14 protein-coding genes are annotated in these 18,752 nt (G+C 65.5%); 3 read left to right on the forward strand and 11 right to left on the reverse strand.

Annotated elements, in window-relative coordinates:
• Positions 1-34: 34 nt before the first annotated feature.
• The gene (locus tag ASC83_RS01135) at positions 35-1,135 is read left to right on the forward strand and encodes a 3-deoxy-7-phosphoheptulonate synthase (protein WP_156379388.1); all 1,101 of its coding nucleotides are present in this window, start codon (positions 35-37) and stop codon (positions 1,133-1,135) included.
• 53 nt (positions 1,136-1,188) lie between these two features.
• Here the strand turns inward: ASC83_RS01135 and ASC83_RS01140 are convergent, their stop codons facing one another.
• The gene (locus ASC83_RS01140) at positions 1,189-1,590 is read right to left on the reverse strand and encodes a PaaI family thioesterase (protein ID WP_200938879.1); all 402 of its coding nucleotides are present in this window, start codon (positions 1,588-1,590) and stop codon (positions 1,189-1,191) included.
• 136 nt (positions 1,591-1,726) lie between these two features.
• Complete coding sequence (locus tag ASC83_RS01145) at positions 1,727-2,182, reverse strand: MerR family DNA-binding transcriptional regulator (protein WP_056056913.1); 456 nt, start codon at positions 2,180-2,182, stop codon at positions 1,727-1,729.
• Between the two features lie 309 nt (positions 2,183-2,491).
• Between ASC83_RS01145 and ASC83_RS01150 the strand changes: the two genes are divergently transcribed.
• Positions 2,492-7,384, forward strand: a complete 4,893-nt coding sequence (locus ASC83_RS01150) for an EAL domain-containing protein (protein ID WP_056056915.1) — start codon at positions 2,492-2,494, stop codon at positions 7,382-7,384.
• A gap of 1,237 nt (positions 7,385-8,621) precedes the next feature.
• Here the strand turns inward: ASC83_RS01150 and ASC83_RS01155 are convergent.
• Positions 8,622-9,194 carry a Spy/CpxP family protein refolding chaperone gene (locus tag ASC83_RS01155; protein ID WP_056056917.1) on the reverse strand — a complete coding sequence of 191 codons (573 nt, stop codon included), beginning with the start codon at positions 9,192-9,194 and terminating at the stop codon, positions 8,622-8,624.
• Positions 9,195-9,528: 334 nt separating this feature from the next.
• On the opposite strand from ASC83_RS01155, the gene ASC83_RS01160 reads away from it, so the two are divergent.
• Complete coding sequence (locus tag ASC83_RS01160; protein ID WP_056057663.1) at positions 9,529-10,599, forward strand: recombination-associated protein RdgC; 1,071 nt, start codon at positions 9,529-9,531, stop codon at positions 10,597-10,599.
• A gap of 30 nt (positions 10,600-10,629) precedes the next feature.
• On the opposite strand, the gene ASC83_RS01165 is transcribed toward ASC83_RS01160, so the two are convergent.
• The 8 genes from ASC83_RS01165 to ASC83_RS01200 form a co-directional block, all read right to left on the reverse strand.
• Positions 10,630-11,388 carry a gamma-glutamylcyclotransferase gene (locus ASC83_RS01165; protein ID WP_056056919.1) on the reverse strand — a complete coding sequence of 253 codons (759 nt, stop codon included), beginning with the start codon at positions 11,386-11,388 and terminating at the stop codon, positions 10,630-10,632.
• 39 nt (positions 11,389-11,427) lie between these two features.
• On the reverse strand, positions 11,428-12,201 hold the full coding sequence (locus tag ASC83_RS01170; protein WP_056056920.1) for a pirin family protein: 774 nt from the start codon (positions 12,199-12,201) through the stop codon (positions 11,428-11,430).
• 232 nt (positions 12,202-12,433) lie between these two features.
• Complete coding sequence (locus ASC83_RS01175) at positions 12,434-12,841, reverse strand: hypothetical protein (RefSeq protein WP_056056921.1); 408 nt, start codon at positions 12,839-12,841, stop codon at positions 12,434-12,436.
• An 86-nt stretch (positions 12,842-12,927) separates the two neighbouring features.
• Positions 12,928-13,761, reverse strand: coding sequence for an enoyl-CoA hydratase/isomerase family protein (locus ASC83_RS01180; protein ID WP_235509281.1), 834 nt, complete (start codon positions 13,759-13,761; stop codon positions 12,928-12,930).
• An 86-nt stretch (positions 13,762-13,847) separates the two neighbouring features.
• Positions 13,848-15,647 (reverse strand): long-chain fatty acid--CoA ligase, encoded by a 1,800-nt coding sequence (locus tag ASC83_RS01185; RefSeq protein ID WP_200938869.1) that lies wholly within the window; start codon positions 15,645-15,647, stop codon positions 13,848-13,850.
• Positions 15,644-16,462: an ABC transporter ATP-binding protein gene (locus tag ASC83_RS01190; RefSeq protein ID WP_056056926.1), complete on the reverse strand. Its 819-nt coding sequence runs from the start codon at positions 16,460-16,462 to the stop codon at positions 15,644-15,646. The genes ASC83_RS01185 and ASC83_RS01190 overlap by 4 nt, the downstream gene beginning before the upstream one ends.
• A 13-nt stretch (positions 16,463-16,475) precedes the next feature.
• On the reverse strand, positions 16,476-17,657 hold the full coding sequence (locus ASC83_RS01195; protein ID WP_056056928.1) for an ABC transporter substrate-binding protein: 1,182 nt from the start codon (positions 17,655-17,657) through the stop codon (positions 16,476-16,478).
• Positions 17,658-17,674: 17 nt separating this feature from the next.
• Positions 17,675-18,712 carry a branched-chain amino acid ABC transporter permease gene (locus tag ASC83_RS01200; RefSeq protein WP_056056930.1) on the reverse strand — a complete coding sequence of 346 codons (1,038 nt, stop codon included), beginning with the start codon at positions 18,710-18,712 and terminating at the stop codon, positions 17,675-17,677.
• Positions 18,713-18,752: the final 40 nt, after the last annotated feature.

Below are 18,752 nucleotides of genomic sequence, written 5' to 3' on the forward strand. Positions count from 1 at the left end.
GCTGGAATCCAGCTCCGCGACAATCGGGGCCACCATGACCCACGCACACCGCTCCGCCACCCCCATCTCCACCCACGACACCACCCGCATTGATGACACGCGCATCAAGGCCGTGCGCCCACTGATCACACCGGCGCTGCTGCAGGAATGGCTACCCACGCCCGATGCGGCGCTGACCCTGGTCGAATCCAGCCGCGCTGCCATTTCGCGCATCCTGCATGGGCAGGACGACCGGCTGATCGTGGTGGTGGGGCCTTGCTCTATCCACGACCATGGCCAGGCCATGGACTATGCGCACCAGCTGAAAGCACAGGCCGATGCGCTGCAGGACGACCTGTTCATCGTGATGCGGGTGTACTTTGAAAAGCCGCGCACCACCGTGGGCTGGAAGGGCTACATCAACGATCCGCATCTCGATGGCAGCTTTGCCATCAACGAGGGGCTGGAGCTGGCCCGCCAGCTGCTGCTGGACGTGCTGGCACTGGGCCTGCCCGTGGGCACCGAATTCCTGGACCTGCTCTCGCCGCAGTTCATCAGCGACCTGGTGAGCTGGGGCGCCATCGGCGCGCGCACGACCGAGAGCCAGAGTCACCGGCAGCTGGCCAGCGGCCTGTCGTGCCCCGTGGGTTTCAAGAACGGCACCGATGGTGGCGTGAAGGTGGCGAGCGACGCCATCCTGGCGGCCAGTGCCGCGCACGCCTTCATGGGCATGACCAAGATGGGCCAGGCCGCGATCTTTGAAACGCGCGGCAACCAGGACTGCCACGTGATCCTGCGCGGTGGCAAGCAGCCCAACTACAGCGCCGCCGATGTGGATGCGACCTGCGCCGTGCTCAAGGCCGCCGGCCTGCGCGAGCAGGTGATGATTGACGTGAGCCACGCCAACAGCAGCAAGCAGCACCAGCGCCAGATCACGGTGGCGGCAGAAGTGGCGCAGCAGATTGCCGCTGGCGACACACGCATCACCGGCCTGATGATCGAGAGCCACCTGCAGGAAGGCCGTCAGGACATCGTTCCCGGCCAGCCGCTGGCGCATGGCGTGTCGGTGACGGATGCCTGCATCAGCATGGCGCAAACCGTGCCGGTCCTTGAAGGACTGGCAGCAGCAGTGCGGGCGCGGCGCCAGAAGGCCTGACGCATCCGACGCACCTTGTGCTCGGCTGGCACGCCTGGCGTCAGGCTGCGCTATCAGCCCTGGGGCGGCCTCGCGGCCCCCATGTCGATGTTGCGCGCCGTGGCCAGCAGCGTAGCGCACAGCCGCTGCTGGCCGGCGGCATCCACTGCCCACACGTCGGCGGCACAGACGGTGAGCAGGCGCCCCGCATCCACCACGCGGCCACGCGCCCGCAGGCACTCGCCCTGGGCAGGGGCCACAATTTTCAAGGTGGTGTCCACCGTGGCATTGGTCCAGCCAGGTGGTAACACGCTGCCTGCTGCCGCCACCGCCGCAAAGTCGGCCACCGCAAACACGGCCGTGGCCTGCAACTGGCCGGGGCGAAAGCTGAAGGCCTCGCTCACCGGTATCTCCACCTCCACCCGGCCGGGCTCGGCATGGACAAAGCGCAGCCCCAGCGTGCGGGCCATCGGCATGGCCAGCACCACGGCCTGCAGAGTTTCGATGGTGCTACGGGGTCCGCTGGACAAAGCATCGCAGGGCGCGGGTGTGAGTGGGGCTGTCATGGTGGGGGTCTCCAGGAGGTGGGGGTGTTTGGGTGCTGCGAGGGGTCTAGGGCTTGCGGGCCGACGGGGCACGCACACGCGGCCAGGGCTTGGTAGATGCAGTGGCTGCGCCCGAGGGTGTTTGCCGACCCTGGGTTTTTGATCGCTGCTTTGTGAGCAACTGGCCACGCAACCAGGCCTGGTGCGCCTGCACGGTGGATTTTTGGGACTGCAGCGCAGCGATCTGCTGGTCGATCGCGTCCACACGCGCCTGCAAGGCCTGCACCATGTCGTCAATGCCGAGGGTGCCGGCGCGGTATTCATCCAGGCGAAGGGCAATCTGCGGCAGGCTGAAGCCCAGCTGGCGGGACATGGCGATAAACACCACCTCGCGCCGCATGCGGGCCGGATAGTCGCGGTAGCCGTTGGCCCGGCGGTCGGGGTGGATGAGCCCCAGCCGCTCGTAGTGGCGCAGCGCGTGGACGGACACCGAGGCCTGTTGCGCGAGTTCGGAAATCTGCATGGGGCCACGTTAGCAAGCCTCGTGCTGCGCGAAGGTTGCCTGGGTGACTGCCCGAGGTCAAAACACTGTGTTTTTTGGGACAAACCCCCATGGGCGCACGTCGCCAGCGAGGACTGTGCGGTGTAGCATTCACACTCTTTGCCACAGTGCTTGTGGCGCTGTGAACCTGAGCGCGCGGTGCGGCCGCATTGCACGCTCCCTCTACTGCCCGATTGCCTTGCCGACGCTACTCCGCCCCGCCACCCATGGCTTGGTCGCACCGACCAGGCTGGGCAGCTGCGTGCGCAGCGGCGCCACGGTGGACTGACCATGCCACCAGCGCAAGCCACCGCAGAGGCCGCCCGGCTCCAGGCACTGCAGTCTTACGCGATCCTCGACACCCCGGCGGAAGACAGCTTTGACCAGCTGGCCACGCTGGCTGCGCGTGTATGCCAGTGCCCCATGGCGGTGGTCAACTTCGTGGACAGCGACCGGCAGTGGTTCAAGGCCGCAGTGGGTGTACCGTTCAAGGAGACCGAGCGCGCGATTGCGTTCTGCGCGCATGCACTGAGCGGCAGCCGCGAGCCCATGGTGGTCAACGACACCCACAAGCACCCGGTTTTTGCCCACAACCCGCTGGTCACGCAGGACCCCCATGTGCGCTTTTACGCCTGTGTGCCGCTGGTCACCCCCGAGGGGCAGGCGCTGGGCACGCTGGCGGTGCTGGACTCCATCCCCCGGCACATCGAGGCCGAGCAGCTGGAGGGCCTGCGCATACTGGCCGAGCAGGCCATGGTGCAGCTGGAGCTGCGCCGCCAAAAGCAGGTGCTGGCCGACCTGGTGCAGCAGCGCGACAAGATGCATGCCGAACTGCTGGCCCAGAGCGAGACCCTGCGCGTGGCCGGGCAGATGGCCCGCATTGGCGGCTGGATCGTGGAGCTGCCCAGCCTGCAGCTGAACTGGTCGCAGGAGATCGCCGCCGCCTTCGGCATTGCGGGACGCATGGGCTCGGTGGAACAGATCATGGAGCTGTACCTGCCCCCGCACCGGCAGGCCATGTTGGCAGCGTTTGAGAGTTGCATCCGCCACGGCACACCGTTTGACCTGGAGGCCGAACTTGTCACACTGGCGGGTCGGCACTTCTGGGTGCGCACCACCGGGCAGGCGGTGCGCGACGCCGAGGGCCGCATCGTGCGGATACAGGGGGCGTTTCAGGACATCTCTGCCCAGCACCAGGCCCGGCAGGCCCGCCGTGAAAGCGAGGAGCGCTTTCACCTGGTCTCTCGCGCCACCGCCGACGCGGTGTGGGACTGGAACCTGCACACCGATGCCATGTGGTGGAACGAAGGCATGCAGACCCTGTTCGGCGTGCCGCTCGACCAGTTGCCGCCCGACAGCACCTCGTGGACCTTGCGGCTGCACCCGGACGACAGCCAGGCGGTGCTGGACGGCATCCATGCAGCCATCGACGGCACGGCCAACCACTGGTCGGACGAATACCGCTTTCGCCGCCAGGACGGCAGCTATGCCTGGGTGCTGGACCGGGGCTTCCTGATCCGCGACCTGCAGGGCAAGGCCGTGCGCATGGTGGGCGGCATGACGGACATCAGCGCGCAAAAGCTGGCCGACCTGGACGCCCAGCGCGACGCACAGAACCATGCCGAGCTGCTGCAGGTGCAGCAGCGCATTTCGTCGCTGGACATGCCGCTACCCGAGGTGCTGCAGCTGGTGGCCAGCACTGTGCTGCGCCAGACCGAAGCGCGCGGCGCCATGGTGGAGCTGCTGCAAGGCCGCCAGCTGGTGGCGCAAGCCTCGGCCGGTGACCACGTGCGCCCGGTGGGCAACCTGCTGCCAGTGGACCAGAGCCTGCTCTGGCCTGCGCTCAGCAAGGGCCAGACCGTGGTGTGCAACGACACCGAGGCAGAGGGTTGGGACATGGCTTCGATGCCCCACCGCCACGGCGTACGGTCGGTCATGGCGGTTCCGCTGCGCAGTGGCGACGCCATCGTCGGGTCGCTCAAGGTCACGTCGGACAAGGTCAATGCATTTTCGCGCCGCGATGTGGCGCACCTGGAGATACTGACCGAGTCCCTGGGTGCCATGGTGCAGTTGCGGCATGTGGCGGGGCAGCTGCATGCGTCCGAGCAGCAATACCGCATGCTGTTTGACGAGCACCCGCACCCCATGTGGGTGTACGACCGCGAAACCCTGCAGCTGCAGGCCGTGAACCGGTCGATGGAACGCCACTATGGCTACACCGAGTCCGAGCTGCTGTCCATGTCGATGCTGGACCTGTGGCCCGCCGACCGGCGCCCCAATGTCGAGGCCAACATCCGCGCCGTTCCGATGGAACAGCGCAACGCGCCGGTCATCAGCCGCCACATCAAGAAAGACGGCAGCTTCATGGATGTGGAGATCACGGCGGGCAGCATCAGCTTCAACGGGCGCCCAGCCCGCCAGGTGCTGGCCACCGACGTGACCGAACGCCTGCGCACCGAGCGCGAGCTGGCGCGCATGGGCCGTGCCCAGCGCCTGCTGAGCGCGTGCAACGAAACCCTGGTGCGCGCCACGTCCGAGGCCGCACTGCTGCAGGCCATCTGCCAGATTGCGGTGGACATCGGTGGCTACCGCATGGGCTGGGTGGGGTTTGCGCTGGACGACGAGCGCAAATCCATCCGCACCGTGGCCCATGCGGGCTACAACCAGAACTACCTGGAAAACCTGCAACTGAGCTGGTCGGCCGACGACCCCTATGGCCGGGGCCCGGCGGGCATTGCGGTGCGCACCGGCCAGCCGGTGATCGTGCAGGACATCCGCACCGAAGGCGACTTTGCCGACTGGACCGAGCGCATGCTGGAGCATGGCTTTCACGGGGTGATCTGCCTGCCGTTGCGCGAGCATGCGCGCGACCACGCGCAGGACCGCAGTTTTGGCCTGTTGTATCTGTATGCACCCGACGTGTTGCAGATCAGCCCCGAAGAAGCCGCACTGCTGCAGGAGCTGTCCAACGACCTGGCCATCGGCATCACCAGCCTGCGCGCGCACAAGGCGCAGCAGCGGCTGCAGGCTTCGGTGCTCAAGGTGGCGGCGGCCGTGTCGGCCAGCACCGGCACCGAATTTTTTGTGCAGCTGGTGCGCAACATGGCCGATGCGCTGGATGCCCAGGGCGGCTGCGTGGTGCGGTTGCTGCCGCATTCGCAAGACCAGGCGCCCCGGGTGGTCACGCTGGCCGCCGTGCTCGACGGCCAGATGCTGCCCAACGACGAATACAGCCTGACCGGCACGCCCAGCCTGTTGCTGATGTCCCAGCGTACCCATGTGGTGACCGACAAGGTGCAGCAGCTGTACCCCGAAGCCCCCGTGCTGCGCGCGGTGGGTGCCCAGGCCTATGTGGGCCAGCAGCTGTGCAATGCCGACGGCGAGGTGGTGGGCATCGTCTTTGTGCTGTTCCGCCATGCGATTGCCGACACGGACTTCATCACCTCCACGCTGCAGATCTTTGCCTCGCGTGCGTCGGCCGAGATCGAGCGGCAGCTGGCCGATATCCGCATCCGCCACCAGGCCTCGCTGCTGGACAAGGCCCAGGACGCCATCCTGGTGCGGGACCTGGACCACCGCATCATCTTCTGGAACAAGAGCGCGGAGCGCCTGTACGGTTGGTCGCAGCTGCAGGCGCTGGGGCAGTCCATCGAGACGCTGCTCTACGAAGACCCCACGCACTTCCGGCACGCCACGCAGACGGTGCTGGAGCAGGGGGAGTGGACCGGCGAGATCGTGCAGCGCCACCGCGATGGCAGCACCATCGAGGTGGAAGGCCGCTGGACGCTGGTGCGTGGCGACGACGGCCAGCCACAGTCCATCCTGGCCATCAACACCGATATCCGCCAGCGCAAGGCCAGCGAGCGCGAGATCCAGCGCCTGGCGTTCTACGATGCGCTCACCGGCCTGCCCAACCGCATGCTGCTCATGGACCGCATGCACCAGGCCCTGGCCACCGCGCAGCGGCGCCAGCAGGGCGGGGCGTTGCTGTTCATTGACCTCGACAACTTCAAGACCCTGAACGACACCCTTGGCCACGACCAGGGCGACCTGCTGCTGCAACAGGTGGCGCAGCGCCTGAACACCTGCGTGCGCAGCGTGGACACGGTGGCCCGGCTGGGGGGTGACGAGTTTGTGGTCATGCTGGAAGAACTCAGCCCCAAGCCGCACGAGCTCGCGCTGCACGCCCGGGGCGTGGGTGAAAAGATCCTGGCCATGCTGGCCGTGCCCTATGCGCTGCAGGGCTACCAATACCGCAGCACCCCCAGCATCGGCATTGCGCCCTTCACCGGCGAACACACCACGGTGGGCGAGCTGCTCAAGCAGGCCGACCTGGCCATGTACCAGGCCAAGACGGCTGGCCGCAACACGCTGCGCTTTTTTGACCCCGACATGCAGGCCGTGGTCACGGCGCGCGCGGGGCTGGAAACCGACCTGCGCTCGGCGCTGATGCAGGAAGAGTTCCTGCTGCACTTTCAGCCGCAAATCCACCAGTCGGGCCGCTGTGTGGGGGTGGAGGCGCTGGTGCGCTGGGCCCACCCGCAGCGCGGCATGGTGTCGCCCGCGCAGTTCATCCCGCTCGCTGAAGAGACGGGCCTCATCCTGCCGCTGGGCCGCTGGGTGTTACACACCGCGTGCAAGCTGCTGGCCAGCTGGCAGAGCGACCCGGCCCTGTCGCACCTGACCATGGCCGTCAACGTGAGTTCGCGCCAGTTCCGCCATGCCAGTTTTGTGGACGACGTGGCCCGCGTGCTCGCCATCACCGGCGCGCCCTCGGCCCAGCTCAAGCTGGAGCTGACCGAAAGCCTGCTGGTGGAAGACATGGAGACCACCATCGCCACCATGACCGCGCTGCGGTCGTACGGGGTGGGCTTCTCGCTGGACGACTTTGGCACGGGCTATTCCAGCCTGAGCTACCTGAAGCGCATGCCACTCGATCAGCTCAAGATCGACCAGAGCTTTGTACGCGACCTGCTGACCGACCCCAACGACGCTGCGATCGTGGACACCATCATCGGCCTGTCGCGCAGCCTGGGGCTGGAAGTGATCGCCGAAGGCGTGGAGACCCCCGAGCAATGCGCTCTGCTGGCCCGCGCGGGCTGCCAGCTCTACCAGGGCTACCTGTTCAGCAAGGCGCTGTCGGTGGACGTTCTGGACAGCTTCCTGCGCACCTCGCAGGCATAAGCGGCGCCCGCCAGGTGTTCCTGGCTCTTGTCCACATCCAAGGCGCCCTTAACCCCTAACTCCCTCCTGAGGGCCCCAGAAGCTCCGTGAGGAACCTGTGGGTCCGTTTCGGCCCCCTGGGCCTGCTTTTGCGCCCAAGGCCCTCCACGGCCTTCTGGGCGTCTCCAGATCCCCTCATTCATCCCGGTTGGGGCGGGTACACCACGGTATGTGGGCGCCCCTCCATTCACCCCCGCCGTGCGCGTGGCCCCAGTTGTTCTCCGTCTTCTTCTTATTTCTTTTATAAATACATAGTCGTAGTAGTAGAGGGCGGCCTGGCGTGTGGACAACTGCATTTTTGCCAGCGCTGGCAAGCACTTAGCCCGCTGCCAACCCTGTGCACCCAGCCCTGCTCCCGTTGTCGCCCGAGCGGGGACAAAAGCGGCGCATCGCACTTTTCTGTGGATAAGCCCCCGGTTGTGCCAAAACTATCCCCAGTTTTACGCACCGAGCGCGTGGGCAGCAAGAATTTCAATCAAAACGACCCCTAGCGCTACGGCTGTATGCCTTTTTTGCTCTTCAATTGATAGCATTGAGGCAGATGTGACGCTCCGCTTCCGGTACTGCAGGGGCTTGGGGGGCGCCAGTGAGGCGGTCAGAACCTGCCCAGACGATGGTCGATGCAGCGCACCGGGCCTTGGCACAGCACATCCCTCGTACCAGGCCGCAAAGCCGTTTCGTGCAGTCAACGACCGCCTGTGGGTTCCCAAGAGAACCTGAGTGATCCGCAGGGCAGGCTGAGCTGTCGTCACCACGGCCTGGTGGTGATGTCCGTGCAGACAGGCCCCCACAAGCAGAACCGCACGTCGCAGGCGTGTGATGGGTACCCCGGAGTTGGGGTTCTGGTTATTCTTTAATAGCTTTATATATAAATAGCAGTAGTAGTAGAGAACGCCTGTTTGTGTGGACAAGCGTCTTTTCTTCAATGCTGGCGCGTACTTGCGTCGCTGCAAAGTGTGTGGGGCGGCTCGCACAAAGTGCGGGGCTCACCGACAACAACTTTCGGGTGGCGGATTTTTGTGTGGATAACTCCCCGGTTGTGCCAGAACTGTGCCCAGAGTTATCCACAGTTGCGTCGCATGCTGCCGTTCGCTGCTCCCCATGGGCTGGCCGCCACAACAAAAAAACCCGGCGTTCTGTGAAGAACGCCGGGTTGGCGGGTATGCGCCTTAGCGCCTGTCAGCCTGGCCGGGGGGCCTTATTTGGCCGGAGCGGGGGCCGGATGGCCTTCGCCCCCGCGCATGCCGCCGTGGTGGTCGCCGTGCCCGTGGCGGCCCTCGCCACCCCGCATGCCACCCATGGGGTGGCCCCGGTGGGCCTGGGCGTCAAAGGTCTTTTGCTGCTCGGGCGTCAGCGTGGCATAGAAGGCCTTGGTGGCCTCGCCACGGCGGTCGGCTTCGGCAGCGTGCTGAGCGCGCAGGGCCCGCATGCGGTCGATGCGTTCCGGCGTGGTCAGCTTGTCCATGTCCTGGCGGTCCAGGCGGGCGGGGCGTTCGCCGGGCTGCATGGCAGTGGTGAAGGTGGTCCAGGCGGATTCCTGTGCAGGCGTCAGCTTGAGCTGGGCCTTGAGGTCTGCCAGCCGCTTGGCATGGCGCTGGGCCATGTCGCCATGGTGGCGTTCATGGCGGCCCTCGGCGGCCTTGGCAGGGGCTGTGGGGGATGCCGCATGCGCAGCTGGGGGCTGCTGGGCCAGCACAGGCAACGCCATGGCGGCGAGCAGGGCGGTGGCAGCAATGCGGTGAGAGATGGGGCGGGAGAAACGGGATGCCATGGTGGAAGTCCTTTCGCGGTGGTGAGCTCGCTGCAACGACCGTTTCAGCGATTGGAGTCCAGTGTCTGCCGCCCACGTATCGCCACCGTGCGCGTTGGGTGAGGCTGTGTAAAGTTGCAGCGAACGCTTGCAGAGTGGCCTCCGAGATAATTTTGGGCTAATAGTCGGCGATGCGCTAGTGGCATATGCCTTGTTTGCTATTGATTGTGTAGCGTTTTCAGTCCCTCAAGGGCTGCCTGTGCCCCAGCGGCCCGGCGCCTGGGTGGCGACCGCCGACAATGGCGGGTTCCGTGTCTGTGTCGTTGTCCGCAGCGACCCCAACCAAAGGTTTTCCGTGTTCAAGAACATGATCGTGTACCGCATTGCTCCGCAATGGCAGGTCGAGCTGACGCAAGTAGAAGACGCCCTGGCCAAGGCCCCGTTCCAGGAATGTGGTGCCACGCAAGAGAAGTCGCTGGGCTGGGTGCCCCCCCGGGGTGAACTACATGGCCCCCTGGTCGAATCGGTGGGCGGGCAGTGGATCCTGCGTTTCATGGTCGAGACCAAGGTGTTGCCCGGCAGCGTGCTGGCGCGCAAGGTCAAGGAAAAGGCCGAACGCATCGAAAAGGAAACCGGCCGCAAGCCCGGCAAGAAGGAAAGCAAGGAGCTGAAAGACGAGGCCAAGCTGGACCTGCTGCCCATGGCCTTCACCAAGCAGGGCTCGATGTGGATCTGGATCGATACAGCCTCGCGCCTGCTGGTGCTGGACACATCCAGCCAGGGCCGTGCCGATGAAGTGGTGACCTTGCTGGTCGAATCGCTGCCGGGCCTGTCGGTGTCGCTGCTCGACACCCAGACCAGCCCCCAGGCCGCCATGGCCCACTGGCTCAAGGAGCAGGAGCCACCCGTGGGCTTCACGGTGGACCGCGAGTGCGAACTCAAAAGCGCCAACGAGGAAAAAGCCGTAGTGCGCTACGCCCGCCACCCACTGGACATCGAGGAGGTGCAGGCCCACATCGACGCCGGCAAGCTGCCGACCAAGCTCGCCCTCACCTGGGACGACCGCGTGAGCTTCATGCTCACCGAAGGCCTGCAGATCAAGAAAGTGTCGTTTCTGGACACGGTGTTTGAAGGCACCAAGGCAGACGATGGCGGCTTTGACACTGACGTGGCGATTGCCACGGGCGAGCTGGTCAAGCTGATTCCGGACCTGATCGAGGCGCTGGGGGGAGAGACCGAGAGTGGAGTGGCAGGTGCGGCGCAGGCAGTGGCGAGTGACAGGGCTGAAACTGCTCCGGCAGCATCACGGTCACCCATGCCAGCAGCAGCACCCTCTGCCCCGGCGCGCAAGGTGGCTGGGGGTGGGGTGGTGACCGGTCCTCGGGAAGTGCCCGTCGATACCGACCCGGAGTCGGCCCCGTTTTGAGATCGTGGCCCGAGCGGGGCCATGGCGGCTTCAGCGGTCGCTGCTATAGGCGGCGGCGTTCACCAACGCCGCCAGCTCACGCACATAGGCGTCTTCAATTCCCAGCACCCCACACTGCCGCACCAGCTGCTCCAGATAGTCCCGGTTGCTGCCGATGCGTCCGCAGGCGGTGGCAATGGTCGCGGCCGTGGCCTGCAGCGACAGATTGGCCCGGTAATGGGTATGGGCCGTGTTGGCGACCAGCACCAGCGCCTGCACCTCGCCCTGGGGCGTTGGCAGGGGCAGCAGTTGCGGGCAGTAGGCGCCGGTGATCATCTCGCGCCGCCACAGCAGGCGGGACTCGTCCTCCACCAGCGGCGCCGGGATGCGGAATGCCAGGCCTTCGCAGCCCTGTGGGTCTTCGTCGCCCGTGCGCTGTAAGGTCAGCACCAGGCCCGGGCAATCGGGGGTGCCCCGGCCGATGGTGGTGCTCAGGGCAAAGCGGCGTGCAAAGCCGGGCAGGCAGGCGCGGCGCACTTCGCCAAAGTGAAAGCCTGGGTTCCACATCAGCGAGCCATAGGCAAACACCCACAGATCCTGCTGCTCGGCGGTGATCGTGGAAAGCACCTCGCGGCGGGATTGCTCAACCTCGATATCTGGCAGGCGCCAGTGGGCGGGCAGGCCCTGGCAGCGCGCCTGGGCGTCCCACTCGGCCAGCACCTCATCGGTGAGGCGCAGGCCCGAGGCATGGGCAGGGGTCAGCCGGCCTTGTAGCTCGGGCAGGTGAAGGAAGGCGTTGTCGGGGGTCATGGGGGCAGTTCCGCGCGCTGGTGTTGGGCGTCAGGTGTCTTAACGCCGCGCCAGGTCAAACACCAGCACCTCGGCGTGGTGGCCCTCGTGCAGGGTCAGTGTGTTTTCGCCGTCCAGCAAGGCGCCATCGCCACCAGACAGCGCGATGCCGTTGACCTGCACCGCCCCTCGCGCCACGTGCACGTAGGCCAGGCGTTCGGGGTTCAGCACTTGGGTGGCGGTTTCGCTGCCATCCAGCAAGCCTGCCCAGATGGAGGCGTCGGCGTTCATGGTCACCGAGCCGTCTTCTCCCCGGCGCGAGGCAATGCGCACCAGGCGGCCCCGGCGGTCTGCGGGCGGGAAGTGTTTTTGTGCGTAGCTGGGGCGGATGCCGGTGAATAGGGGCTTGATCCAGATCTGCAGGAAATGGGTGGGTTGGTCGGCCAGCGCATTGAACTCGCTGTGGCGCACGCCCCAGCCTGCGCTGATGCGCTGCACGTCGCCCGGGTGCAGGATGCCGGTGGGAGCCGCCACCGAATCAGCCCCTGGCGCCCCCGAGGCCGCTGGGGCCCCAGGTTGTTGGCCGGTGCGTTCGTGCAGGTTGTCCTGGTGGGCCAGGGCGCCGTCGAGGACATAGCTCACGATCTCCATGTCGCGGTGCCCATGCGTGCCAAAGCCTTTGCCGGGCGCCACAGTGTCGTCGTTGAGCACCAGCAGATTGCCATGGCCCTGGTGGCGCAGGTCGAAGTAGTCGCCAAACGAAAAGCTGTGGGCGCTGTGTAGCCAGCCGGTGGAGGACCGGCCCCGTTCGGAGGAGGGGCGGACGGTGATCATGGCTTTGTTGCGGGGGTATCCGGCCCGATGTTGCACCACAGGGGCAAGAGAGTGCGTGGAGCCGCGTAGGTTGTCGTCGCCATGGCCTCACTCTAAGGGCCGATGGGTTCGCCATCAATGGCTGGCGGCTCAACTCACTGTTCCGCGATTCAGTCCAATGCTGTGGGTTCAGGCGTTCACCCAGCCCCGCGCCTGGCACAAGGGCGCACGGTGCGGAAGGTCGAACCGTCGATCAGGCCAGCAGCAGGGCTGCCAGCATCAAAGCGGTGCCGACCGCCACCAGCGTCCATGAGGATTGCTGCTTCACAAACACAAAGCTGCTGGGGTCGTTGGGCATGTAGGCGATTTCGACCGGGCGATGGGCCTTGAATTCGGCCAGGATCTCTTCCGGGAAACTGTGCTTCACCACCATCTGCTGGCCGCTGTCGGTCTTGTAGTGGAACTCGGCGGTGTAGGTGGAAGAACCGCTTTTCTTGAACTCCGTGTACTGCGTGATGGGCTCGACCACGGCGTGTTTGCCGAGCTTGAGCGTTCTGGAAAGCTCGGACCGCTCCTGCATTCCAAAAGCAACGAACACGACCCCGGCGAGAACGCCCGCGATTTTGAACAGCAGCTTGCCTTGTTGGCGTGATGGCTTCATACCCTCTCTCCCTCCGTTTTGGCGGGAGTGTAAGGGCTCTGCTTGAAGACAAGGAAGAGGCTGCCGGCGATGCAGTTGCGCTTGCGTTACCGCCCCACAAACTGCGGGCTCTGGCGCTGGTGAAACGCCTCCACCCCCGCGCGGAAGTCCTCGGTGCCCGCGCAGTGCACAAAGGCGTCCTTTTCAGCGGCCAGTTGCTCGGGCAGCGTGTGGTCCATCGACGCGCGCATCAGGCGCTTCATGGCGCCGTAGGCCAGCGTGGGGCCGCTGGCTAGGCGCTGGGCGAGGGCGGTGGTGGCACTGTCCAGCTCGGCGCCGCGCACCACGCGGTTGACGAGGCCCAGGCGCAGCGCATCGTCGGCTGTGAAGGCCTCGCCCAGTAACGCAATCTCCAGCGCTTGGCGCACGCCCACGATGCGCGGCAGCGCCCACGATGCACCCACGTCGCAGCTGGTGCCGAGGTTGATGTAGGCCAGGTTGAAACGTGTGCCTTCTGCGGCGATCACGTAGTCGGCCATCAGCACCAGGCTCAAGCCCGCACCGGCGGCCGCGCCGTGCACCTGCGCGATGACCGGCGCGTTCATCTGCGCCAGCAACTGAAGGGCGGCATTGAGCGGCGTGAGGATGTCGATGGCGCCCTGCACCGGGTCCGCGCGCAGCGTGGCCAGGTCGCCCCCGGCCATGAAGCCCCGGCCGTTGCCACGCAGCACCACGGCCCGCACACCGGGGTCGGCAGCGATGGACTGCACGGCGGCGAGGAAGGCATTGGCCATGGGCACGTCGATGGCGTTGAGTGCCTCGGGCCGGTTGAAGCGCAGCGTGGCGACGGCGCCGTGGCGCTCCAGCAGCAGGGGCGGCTGTGGGACGGGCGCGGACGGTGCGGTAGCGGCTGCTGCAGGGTCTGTGGCGGTATTTTTCATGTCAAATCCGCTTCAAGCGCTAGTGGATATTGCGCTATCAGCTCCTGTTTTGATAGTAAGTGGATTCCAATGCGCCGAGCCCTGGGCTATTGGTACAGCGCCTCGATCTCGGCCGCATAGGTTTTGTAGATGCTTGCGCGGCGCACCTTCATCGTCGCGGTCACCTCGCCGTCGTCGTGGTCCAGCTCCTTGGTCAGCAGGTGGAACTTGCGGATCTGCGAGACCTGCGCCAGCCGCTGGTTGCCCTGGTTGATTTCGGCATCGATGAGGCCACGCACCTCGGGGTGCTCCACCAGCGAGCGAAAGTGCGTGAACGGAATGCGCCGCGCCTCGGCCCATTTGCCCACGGTCTCGTAGTCGATCATCACCAGCGCGCCGACGAACTTGCGCGCCTCGGCCACGATGATGCATTCCTTGATGAAGGGGCTGCCCTTCATCGTGTTCTCGATCTCGGACGGCGTGAGGTTCTTGCCGCCCGCGGTGATCATGATGTCTTTCAGGCGGTCCACGATCTTGATCTCGCCCTGCTCTTCGCGCACCACGTCGCCCGTGTGCAGCCAGCCGCCCTGGATGCTGCTGGCCGTTGCTTCGGGGTTCTTGTAGTAGCCCGCAAACACCATGTCGCCTTTGAGTTGCAGTTCACCGTTGTCGGCAATGCGGTGCTCCACACCCAGCGTGGGCACGCCGACGGTCCCCACCACCACATGACCGAGCCGGTGGCCTGTGACCATGCCGGTGGATTCGGTCAGGCCATACACCTCGATGAGCGGCACGCCCAGCACGCGGAAGAAGCGCACCACGTCGGGCGGAATGGGCGCGGCGCCGGTGAGCGCCACATGGGCGTTGCGCAGGCCGATGAAGTTTTGCAGCGCGCGGAAGACGAGCCAGTAGCTCGTGGCAAAGGTCAGCTTGTCGGCAGCGCTCCAGGCACTGCGTGGCTTTTCGGCCAACGGCTTGCAGGCGTTGTAGGCTTTGTGGAACAGCGCACGGCGCAGGCCGCCCGTTTCCTGCAGCTTGATGTGGATGGCCGCGTGCAGCTTTTCCCAGATGCGCGGCACGCCCAGGAACATGGTGGGTGCGACCTCGCGCAGGTCCTCCTGCACGGTGCGGATGGATTCGCCAAAGTTCACCTGCGAGCCGATGTACACCGGCACAAAGCTGGTGAGCATCTGTTCGGCCACATGGCACAGCGGCAGGTACGACAGGTGGGTGGTCTCGCGCGACAGCTCCAGCCGGTCCACGATGCCCGGCACCACGCCCCGGATGTTGCGGTACGAAATCATCGCGCCCTTGGGCTTGCCGGTGGAGCCTGAGGTGTAGATCATCAGACCCACGTCATCCAGCCGCTGGCGTGCGAGTGCGTCGTCGATGATGGCTTGTTGGCCCGATGCCGCGCCCAGCTGCTCGACCTCGTCAAACGTGGTGATGAACTGGCGCACCTCGGGCGCAAAGCTGCGCAGGCCCTTGGTCTCCATGACCACGATTTTTTTCAGGCGCGGCAGCTCGGGCAGTGCGGCCAGCAGCTTGTCGGTCTGCTCCTGGTCTTCGCAGACCATGATCTCGATGTCGGCATGGCCGACCACATAGGCCACTTCGTTGGTGGGGCTGGTGGGGTACACACCCACGGTCACGGCGCCCACCAGGCCCGCGCCCATCTGGGCCAGCACCCATTCGATGCGGTTCTCGGAGATCACGCCCACATGCCCGCCCGGAGGCAGGCCCAGTGCCTTGAGGCCCAGGCCGAAGTGGCTGGCGCGCTGGTGGTACTGCGCCCAGGTGAAGGGCTTCCAGATGCCGAAGTCCTTTTGCCGGATGGCGATGCGCTGCGCGTCGGTGCGCGCGCGCTCGCGCAGCATCTGGGGCAGGGTGAGGTCGGGGAGCGTCATGACAGCCATCTTTTGCGGCGCTTGTAGTGCTTGATCTCTTTGAAGCTCTTGGCCTCGCCACCACCGCCCATGCCGAGGTAGAACTCGCGCACATCGGGGTCGTTGGCCAGGCGTTCTGCCGTGCCGTCGATCACGATTCTGCCGTTCTCCATGATGTAGCCCCGGTGCGCCACGGCCAGGGCCACGGTGGCGTTCTGCTCCACCAGCAGCATGCTGGTGCCCCGCTCGGCGTTGATGCGCGCAATGATGGTGAAGATGTCTTCGACGAGCTTGGGGCTGAGGCCCAGTGAGGGCTCGTCGAGCAGGATGAGCTGGGGCTGCGCAATCAGCGCGCGGCCAATCGCCAGCATCTGCTGCTCGCCGCCCGACAGGTACCCGGCCAGGCCCTTGCGCCGCTCATGCAGGCGCGGAAAGTAGCTGTAGACCAGGTCGAAATCCGGCGTCGCATCCCTGCGCCCCGTGAGCGCATAGGTGGCCGCCACCAGGTTCTCTTCGACCGTGAGGTCTTCAAACACGCGGCGGCCTTCCATCACATGGCTCAGACCGTTGCGCACCAGCTGCTGCGGGGCCGCGGCGGCCGTGGGCTGGCCATTGAAGTGGATGCTGCCGCTTTCGACCACACCATCCTCCAGCGCCAGCAGGCCCGACACCGCTTTGAGGGTGGTGCTTTTGCCCGCCCCATTGCTGCCCAGCAGCGCCACGATCTGCCCGCGCGGCACAGCCAGCGACAGGCCACGCAGGGCCTGCACCACCTTGTTGTAGATGACCTCTATGTTATTGACTTCGAGGACGTGGGCCGGGGTTGGCTGGGTCATGGCGCAGGCAGTGTCAGAGTTTGATCCAGTCCGATGCCGCGACCATTTTTTGCGCCTTCATGTCGGCGCGGTACACGCGGCCCACGGGGATCGAATTCCCGCTGATGGTGATCGGCACGCCGATCAGCCCGCCCGTGTCGAAGTCCTTGATGGAATTGAGTGCGGCCTTCAGGTTGGGGCCGGTGAGGGGCTTGCCAGCGTCCAGCGTGCGCTTGGCTGCCTCGGTGAACAGCATCGCGGCCAGGAAGCCCTGGATGTAGGCCGTGCTCTGGTACTCGGGCCGCAGGGCGCGGATCTTCTCCAGCATCGGCGCCTTTTCAGTGTCGTAGTAGTAGCGATACGGCATCACACCCATGAAGCCGTCGGCGGCTTCGCCCATCTTCATCACGGTGGAGCTGTCCATGGTCCAGAAGGTGCCCATCCACTTGCTGGTCATGCCCTGCTGCTTGCCCTGGGTGATGAACTCAGGGATGGGCGCGAGGATGTAGCCGTGAAAGATGGTGTAGTCGGGCGCCGCGCGGCGCAGCTTGATGACCTCGGTGGACACGTCCACGCTGCCGGCGGGCGTCATGATCTTGATGGGCACCGACAGGCCCAGCTGCTTGGCCATGGCTTCGCTGGACTCGATGGGGTCGCGACCGAATTCCGAATCGGAGTACACGAAGGCCACCTTGGCACCAGGCTTTTCCTTGGCGATGTGCTTGAGCAGGATGCCGAACATCTCGGTGTAGTCGGGGCCCACAAGGAACTGGTTGGGGTACTTCTTGGGGTCGTTGAGTTCGGTGGCAAACGACGCGCCGGCCATCAGGATGTTGCCGTTGCGGTCCAGCTCGGGGTTGATGGTTTTGGAGAAGCCCGTGGAGTCGCCGTAGTACAGGTTGACCTTGTTCTGGCTGGTGATCTTCTTGAACGCAGCCACCGACACATCGACCTTGTAGCCCGTGTCTTCAGGCACGTACTTGACCTTGCGGCCCTTGATGCCACCCGCGTCGTTGAGCATCTTCACGTAGTCGCCCATGCCCGCGTTGATGCCCACGCCCGCAAACGCGAACACGCCGGTGAGCGGGATGGAGCCGCCGATCACGATCTCTTCGGCGCCTTGGGCCAGCACCGACAGCGGGCTGGTGAGGGCGGCGGCACCAGCGGCTCCGAGCAAGAGTTGGCGGCGCTGGAAGTAAGTGCGTTGTGTGTCCATGGTTGTCTCCTGTGGATTTAGTTGCGGAAAGGCCAGAGATGGAAGAAACGACGGACGCGCCGCCACACTTCGGCCAGGCCATGGGGCTCGAAGACGAGAAAACCGATGATGAGCAGGCCAAAGATGACCGTGCGCACGGGCGAGAGGAACACGGTGAGTTCGCTGCCGCCGGGCATCAGGTCCACCACGAGCTTGAGCAGCTCGGGCACCATGGTCATGAACACCGCGCCCAGGATGCCGCCCAGGATGGAGCCCATGCCGCCGACGATGATGGCCGCGAGGAAAAAGATGGACATCAGCAGCGGAAAGCTCTCGGGCGTGACCACGCGAAAGAAGTACGCCCACAGCCCGCCTGCCACACCCGCATAGAACGATGACAGGCCAAACGACAGCAGCTTGTAGCGCAGCAGCGGTATGCCCAGCACCTCGGCCGAGATGTCGCGGTCGCGAATCGCGATGAAGGCACGGCCCACGCGCGTGCGAAACAGGTTGGCCGCGCCCAGGAGCATGAGGATGGTGACCGGCACGATGAGCCAGTACAGCCTGAACGAGGTGTCGAGCGCCATGCCGAACAGCTTGGCGGGCGGCACGCTCAGGCCACCGGTGCCGCCGGTGAACTTCCAGTTGGCAAAGATGAAGTGCGCGATGAACGATGCGGCAATGGTGGCAATGGCCAGGTACAGCCCTTTCACGCGCAGCGAAGGAATGCCCACCACGATGCCGCCCAGCATGGCGACAAAGCCACCTGCCAGCAGGTTGAGCACAAAGGGCGTGCCCACCTTGGTTTCCAGCACGGCCACCGTGTAAGCCCCCAGGCCCATGAAGGCCGCCTGCCCCAGGCTGACCAGCCCCGTGTAGCCTGTGAGGATGTTGAGCCCCGTGGCACTGGCCACATTGATGCTGACCAGGCAGGCCAGGTAGAGCCAGTAGTCGCTGGCCATGAAGGGGAACAACACCAGCAGCGCAGCGCCCACGGCCAGCCACACTTTTTGCGTGCGCGAGTCGAACAGCGCCGCGTCGGCGATGTAGGTTTCCTTGAGGGTTCCGATGCGCATGGGTCAGGCCTGCCGCCGGGCCGCCCCAAGGGAGGCCTGC

Origin of the sequence: Acidovorax sp. Root402, from assembly GCF_001425125.1 — a bacterium.
Lineage (GTDB): Bacteria > Pseudomonadota > Gammaproteobacteria > Burkholderiales > Burkholderiaceae_C > Acidovorax > Acidovorax delafieldii.

What these genes read in the sequence shown, in the direction of transcription:
- ASC83_RS01135 (WP_156379388.1), top strand. Translation starts at nt 35, where the DNA reads ATGACCCACGCACACCGCTCCGCCACCCCCATCTCCACCCACGACACC.
- ASC83_RS01140 (WP_200938879.1), bottom strand. Translation starts at nt 1,590, where the DNA reads ATGCCGATGGCCCGCACGCTGGGGCTGCGCTTTGTCCATGCCGAGCCC.
- ASC83_RS01145 (WP_056056913.1), bottom strand. Translation starts at nt 2,182, where the DNA reads ATGCAGATTTCCGAACTCGCGCAACAGGCCTCGGTGTCCGTCCACGCG.
- ASC83_RS01150 (WP_056056915.1), top strand. Translation starts at nt 2,492, where the DNA reads ATGCCACCAGCGCAAGCCACCGCAGAGGCCGCCCGGCTCCAGGCACTG.
- ASC83_RS01155 (WP_056056917.1), bottom strand. Translation starts at nt 9,194, where the DNA reads ATGGCATCCCGTTTCTCCCGCCCCATCTCTCACCGCATTGCTGCCACC.
- ASC83_RS01165 (WP_056056919.1), bottom strand. Translation starts at nt 11,388, where the DNA reads ATGACCCCCGACAACGCCTTCCTTCACCTGCCCGAGCTACAAGGCCGG.
- ASC83_RS01170 (WP_056056920.1), bottom strand. Translation starts at nt 12,201, where the DNA reads ATGATCACCGTCCGCCCCTCCTCCGAACGGGGCCGGTCCTCCACCGGC.
- ASC83_RS01175 (WP_056056921.1), bottom strand. Translation starts at nt 12,841, where the DNA reads ATGAAGCCATCACGCCAACAAGGCAAGCTGCTGTTCAAAATCGCGGGC.
- ASC83_RS01180 (WP_235509281.1), bottom strand. Translation starts at nt 13,761, where the DNA reads ATGAAAAATACCGCCACAGACCCTGCAGCAGCCGCTACCGCACCGTCC.
- ASC83_RS01185 (WP_200938869.1), bottom strand. Translation starts at nt 15,647, where the DNA reads ATGACGCTCCCCGACCTCACCCTGCCCCAGATGCTGCGCGAGCGCGCG.
- ASC83_RS01190 (WP_056056926.1), bottom strand. Translation starts at nt 16,462, where the DNA reads ATGACCCAGCCAACCCCGGCCCACGTCCTCGAAGTCAATAACATAGAG.
- ASC83_RS01195 (WP_056056928.1), bottom strand. Translation starts at nt 17,657, where the DNA reads ATGGACACACAACGCACTTACTTCCAGCGCCGCCAACTCTTGCTCGGA.
- ASC83_RS01200 (WP_056056930.1), bottom strand. Translation starts at nt 18,712, where the DNA reads ATGCGCATCGGAACCCTCAAGGAAACCTACATCGCCGACGCGGCGCTG.